Source organism: Salifodinibacter halophilus, assembly GCA_012999515.1.
In the GTDB taxonomy this organism is placed as follows: domain Bacteria; phylum Pseudomonadota; class Gammaproteobacteria; order Nevskiales; family Salinisphaeraceae; genus Salifodinibacter; species Salifodinibacter halophilus.
Map to the genome: position 1 here is coordinate 1 of JABEEB010000181.1, position 280 is coordinate 280.

The following is a 280-nucleotide window of genomic DNA, read 5'->3' on the forward strand; positions in this document are numbered from 1 at the left end:
GTCAATCCGCTCGCGCGCGCCTCATAGGTCAGCGTGCCGGCGGCGCGCTCGAGTTCCTGACGGCTGCCGAACGCGTTCGGCCCGAGCTTCTCCAGCCCCGCCACGGCCTGCTTGTACATGCCGTTGTCGCGGTTGCCCGGATCCGACAGCAGCGCGCCGGCGGCGGCATGCTCCGGCGGCGCCTTCTTCATCGCTTCCAACGTCTTCGGGCCGGCGATGCCGTCGGCGTCGAGACCGTAGGCGCGCTGCGCCTGCTGCAACGCGTGCTTGGTGGCCGGGC

The 280-nt window shown here is 71.8% G+C and carries 1 protein-coding gene; it reads right to left on the bottom strand.

The window, feature by feature from the left end; genetic code table 11:
* A partial coding sequence (locus tag HKX41_11220; protein ID NNC24701.1) for a peptidoglycan-binding protein occupies positions 1 to 280 on the bottom strand: 280 nt, incomplete at both ends.